This window comes from Spiroplasma sp. ald (assembly GCF_044714355.1).
GTDB classification, from domain to species: Bacteria; Bacillota_I; Bacilli_A; order Mycoplasmatales; family Mycoplasmataceae; genus Spiroplasma; species Spiroplasma phoeniceum.
In genome coordinates this window covers 1-5,005 of the sequence record NZ_RXFY01000081.1, presented here as the reverse complement: position 1 = coordinate 5,005, position 5,005 = coordinate 1, and the positions used below count along the sequence as shown (strand labels likewise).

The 5,005-nt window shown below is 22.6% G+C and carries 6 protein-coding genes; 1 reads left to right on the top strand and 5 read right to left on the bottom strand.

Going from position 1 to position 5,005, the window contains the following annotated elements; all coding sequences use genetic code 4:
• Positions 1–69: 69 nt before the first annotated feature.
• Together EHU54_RS04475 and EHU54_RS04470 are read right to left on the bottom strand one after the other, a co-directional pair.
• Entirely contained in the window at positions 70–348 is a 279-nt protein-coding gene (locus EHU54_RS04475; protein WP_105628986.1) for a hypothetical protein, read from the bottom strand.
• Positions 348–1,808, bottom strand: coding sequence for a PBSX family phage terminase large subunit (locus tag EHU54_RS04470; RefSeq protein WP_400249150.1), 1,461 nt, complete (start codon positions 1,806–1,808; stop codon positions 348–350). The genes EHU54_RS04475 and EHU54_RS04470 overlap by 1 nt, the downstream gene beginning before the upstream one ends.
• A 683-nt stretch (positions 1,809–2,491) precedes the next feature.
• On the opposite strand from EHU54_RS04470, the gene EHU54_RS04465 reads away from it, so the two are divergent.
• The gene (locus tag EHU54_RS04465; RefSeq protein ID WP_400249148.1) at positions 2,492–3,478 is read left to right on the top strand and encodes an IS30 family transposase; all 987 of its coding nucleotides are present in this window, start codon (positions 2,492–2,494) and stop codon (positions 3,476–3,478) included.
• A gap of 185 nt (positions 3,479–3,663) precedes the next feature.
• On the opposite strand, the gene EHU54_RS04460 is transcribed toward EHU54_RS04465, so the two are convergent.
• The 3 genes from EHU54_RS04460 to EHU54_RS04450 all read right to left on the bottom strand — a co-directional run bounded on the left by EHU54_RS04460 (position 3,664) and on the right by EHU54_RS04450 (position 4,809).
• Positions 3,664–3,867 (bottom strand): DUF2649 family protein, encoded by a 204-nt coding sequence (locus tag EHU54_RS04460; protein ID WP_400249147.1) that lies wholly within the window; start codon positions 3,865–3,867, stop codon positions 3,664–3,666.
• 152 nt (positions 3,868–4,019) lie between these two features.
• Positions 4,020–4,373, bottom strand: a complete 354-nt coding sequence (locus tag EHU54_RS04455) for a hypothetical protein (RefSeq protein ID WP_400249146.1) — start codon at positions 4,371–4,373, stop codon at positions 4,020–4,022.
• A 31-nt stretch (positions 4,374–4,404) separates the two neighbouring features.
• A complete protein-coding gene (locus tag EHU54_RS04450; protein ID WP_400249145.1) occupies positions 4,405–4,809 on the bottom strand; it encodes a DUF3627 domain-containing protein in 405 nt (134 codons plus the stop codon).
• Positions 4,810–5,005: the final 196 nt, after the last annotated feature.

The window sequence follows — 5,005 nt, the reverse complement described above, 5'->3', positions numbered from 1 at the left end:
GTTCAATCATAATTATAAAATTTTAAAACACTATTAATATCATTTAAGTTTGGTAAACTAGGGAAAGTATTATTCATTGTTATTTTTCTCCTTTAATTTTAAAATAAGTGCATAATTAATAATATTTACTGTTAATAAATTTGGTTCATTTGCTAAAACTTGTACACATACTTTAACTTTTTGATATTTCTTAATATATTCGTTATATAAATTTAATTTACATATTGCGATATTATCTTTTTTTAATTCTTGACAAAGTCTTTTTTTAACTTGTCCACAAACAGACATATATGGTCTTTTTGCATTTATTACACGCTCATCATGTATTACATAAATATCTTTTTTCATTAAGTCATTCACTCCCTCTGTTGTCATAATTTATAATCTGCTGAACTATTATGTTTAACCATTGGTACTAATTCAAAGTGTAAAGCATAAAAATCACTATCAAATGTATCATCATATAAATCTAACATTCTCTCTTCTCTAGCATCTGGTTTATCTTCTCATTGAATTAATTCATATTGGGTTTTACTTACAGGACATTTTTCTCATAATCATTTTAATTGATTAGTATTTATTAACATTGTAAACGCTTCTATACGATGTCTTATTTTAAATTTCTGCTTTTGTGCTGGTTTAAATGTCATATATTGACCAAAAGTATAATTATATTTTTCTCTATTTAAACTTTCTAATGTTGCATAAGCACTATCATCAACATTAATTGATATTCCTTGTTGTATTAAATTAAAATATTGGTTTAATTGATTGTTGTAAAACTCTAAAATATCTTTAACTTGTTCTAATGGTCCTTTAAATTGTTGAGTAGCATTTGAGTGTGTATATTCTGCTACTTTATAGGCTTTTTTATCAAATGAATTATATATTCAAAAACTAGCAGCGGTTGTATGTCCTTTTGGACTAGTAGAGTTTGCTAAATCAACACCACCTAATAATTTAGTTGGTTGAATAATATCTGTTGCTTGCATAATATCAATATATCTTGCAAAGATTGAACCACTAGTATTACCTGGTAAACCTCAACTCCAAACTCTTGCTCTTTCAATATCTAATTGCTCTAATCTTAATTGTTCATTAACTTTATCTTGTGGTAATTCATAATTTAATCTTCAACTAGAATAATGAATAATAATCTTCATATTTCATTTTTCAATATATTTTATTTGTTCATATTTACTACGCATTATTTCTTCATCAAAAGGCATTAATTCATTACAATAACCAACAATATATCTTTTTAAACTTTCAGGATTACATGTATTAATTGTTATTTTATTTTGATAACCACGAATAGCAAACTCTAAATCACTTAAATCTTTTTGTTGAAATTGATCACATTCTTCTCTTCAATCAATAACTAATTTATATTTATTTAAATCAGCAAAAGCTTTTAATTTTTCTTTCCGACTTGGTGAATGTAAACCTTTACAATATATTTTGCTCCCATTTGATAAAGTAAAAGTAAAATTTGATAAATTAATAGTATAAGGAATATTATTTTCATCTAACATATTTCATATATTTTGAAATACACTATCTTTTAAATCTTTACTCCAATACATACTAGCAATGATACAAATTGGTTGTTTAATTAATAAACTAATTTTTAATAATTCACCAAACATTTTAATATTTGAAATAGTCTTACCACTATATCGTGTTCCAATTTGATTAATTTCATTTACTAATTCATATTTCTTAGCAAATGGATATTTATCACCAACAGTACTATTTTGTAATAACCAATAAGGTGTTTCTAATAAATAAGTAAAATGATTAAGCATTATTATCACTTTCTTTTTTAATATCTCTAATATCAGTTTGTAAATTAACTATTATTGGTTGTTGATTATTTAAGTTTAATTCTTGTTCTAACTGTTTTTCTTGCAGTGAATATTTATAATTAAATGCTCGTTGTCAATATAATTTAGCACCATCNGGTGATTTCATCATAAAATTAATTATTTCACTTTCAATTCTATCAACTTGTTTTTCAAGTAAAGGAACTATCTTTTCGCTCCGATAAATTTCTTGTCTTCAATGACGAGAAAGGTTGAATTCATTGGTTAAATCATTCAAAGTATATGGTTTATTAGGTGATTTATTTTCTCAAAATTGCTCTATTTTACGATAAAAAGTTGCCAAACTTGCTGTTTTTGGATTAAATTCTTTCATTTTTACTCCTTTTTGCATATTAAAATTGCTATTATTTAAACAATATGATTAAATAAAAGAGTATAAAATGTATAAAAAAACTCTCACAAGTTCTTTTTTTGTTATCTATATTTTACATCAAAATAAAAAAAAGTAAATTACTTTACTTTTTATTTTGTAATGCAAGCATAAAGAGATACAAATTCTTTACTTGTTACAACATAATAATATATCTTTAAAAATATTTGTCAATACCTTTTTAAAAAATTCGGTGTATAAATTAATTTAATAAAAGAAATGGAGATACAAATATATGCAAGATTATACACATGTAAAATTTGATGAACGAAGATTTTTTAAGGATTTATTCTTAGCTGATAGTTGTAAAAAGAAAAATAGAGCAATTAATTTATCTGAAATATCAAGACAAACAGGAAGAGATATTAATACTATTAAAAGAGAAATTAATAGATTTAAAAATATAGAAGATTATGAGGCTAAAAAAGCACATAATGATTATTTAAAAAAACGAGAAAAATGTATTAAAAAACTGCCTGAATTTACAGAAGAACAAAAAGAATGATTAAATGTAAGATTTAATAAATATCATGATACACTTTCACAACTTATTAGAAAATTTAAAAAAAAGTTTGGTGTTAAATTTCCAGCATGTAAAAAAACTTTGTATAAATGAATTAAGTTAAATTTATTGGGATTAAATAAACAAAATTTACGCCATCATGGTAAAAAATACAAAAGAAAAGGAAAAACTGAAAATCGTGGAAAATTAGATGATAAATTTAAGTCAATATGAGATATTGAAAATAAACAATCTAATGTTGGTTGATTTGAAATGGATACCGTAGTTGGTAAAGACCATCAATCTAGTTGTTTAGTATTAGTTGAACAAAATAGTAAAAATTATTTTGCTATGAAATTAGAAAAAAATAATTCAAGTGAAGTTTTAGAAAAATTTGAACATATAGTTAGAATTAATGGTTTAATTGGAAAAATTAAAGGAATAATAACATATAGAGGAAAAGAATTTAGTAAGTTTGAAGAAATGGAAAAAATTACTGGTTCTAATATTTATTTTTGCGACCCTGGTAAACCACAACAAAAACCATTAATTGAATATATGAATTCTGAACTTAGAGAATGATATCCTAAGAAAACAGATTTTAATCTTGTTACGCAACAAGAAATAGATTGAGTAGTAAATGAAATTATAAATGAAAAATTAAGGCCTGTTCTAAATTGAAGAACTTCCAAAGAAGTATTTTCAGACAATTTTAAATAAGTTTATTTGAATAATTTATACGGCCATAATTTAATAAAATATTTTTCAGTATGCCTAAATATGCTTAAAATAGACTAAAATTACAAATATTTTATTTTTTTAAAAAATAGTTGCATTTATTTTAAAGAGTGTTATTATCAATCTAACAAGAGATACAAATTTGGAACTTGTATCTACACGATGCCTTATTTAAAATACCCAACTATTTTAAAAATCATTCACAATAAGAACCAAGTTAAAAATAAAATTACAATTCAAACACCAACCATTAGAGTTAAATATTCATTTTGAGTTAAATTTCAAGTTGTAATAGTTTCAACATTCGTTTTATTTATAAACAAAAAGACATGAATAAAAAACTCTTTTAATTTTTCTCAATCATTTTGCATTTTTAAAAACTCCACATTTTCTGAATAAGTTTAAAAAACATTCCAAAAAATAAAACGATAAATAACACAAACGATATAACATATAAAAATTCAGGGGCATTTGAACCAATAATATAACTAACAAATTGAACTCAATAATTATATAAACTCATTTATAAAAAACCTCTATCATATTTATATTCATTTTCATAATCAAAACTAAACATACTAAATTCCATGGGTTTTTTGTAACATTCCTCATCTAAAATTTCTAAAAACTGATAAGATAAGAATTTTTTACATTTTTTATAACATTTTTTACATAAAAATACAATCTTATATTCGCCAGCAAAGTTTCTAAAATAAACTTTTGCTTTTATAAATTTGTTAGAACAACCAAATAATTTAAAATAATTTTCATTTAAATTATAAATAATATAACCATTATCACATAATTTATAACCTTTATTTTTTTCGTACTTTATTCTATTTTCTCTTTGTTCTTCTTCTATTGATTTAACTTCCATTTTATAATTCCTCCAAATCACGAATTAATTGTTATACTTTTTCATCATTTCAATTTATTAAATTATTATTGTTATTTGTTTTTACTTTTTTAGGTTCATTTTGAAATAATGCTTTATGCATACGCGTAAAATAGTTTTGTTTATATTGATTATACAAATCAATTATTTCTTTTCCAGTTAAATATTTTCAATCGTGTTGTTTTAAATTTTCATCATATTTCACAATACGATAAGAATTGTCATAAATTAAACCAATCGCTACTTGCTCTGAGTGTTTTTCACTAGGATAAATAAACTTATTACTCAATCAAAAACCAATATGGCGATTATGATTAGGTAAATTTATAAAACTTGCTTTATCTGTTTCAAAAGGGATAAGTTCCTTAGAAATAAAATAATTTGCTATATTTTGATTTTTCTTAACAAAATTACTCAATTTTATTAACTCCTAACTAATATAAATATTTTGTTTAATTAAACAATGTTATATTTAATGTTTATATATTGCTTATTTACTGATAAAAACAATGAATTAACAATGTTATACATAATGTTTATATATTAGACTTCTTGCATAACCTAGTTATTTTAAAATTCCTATAAAATATATTTAAAATAGAAATTATAGGAAT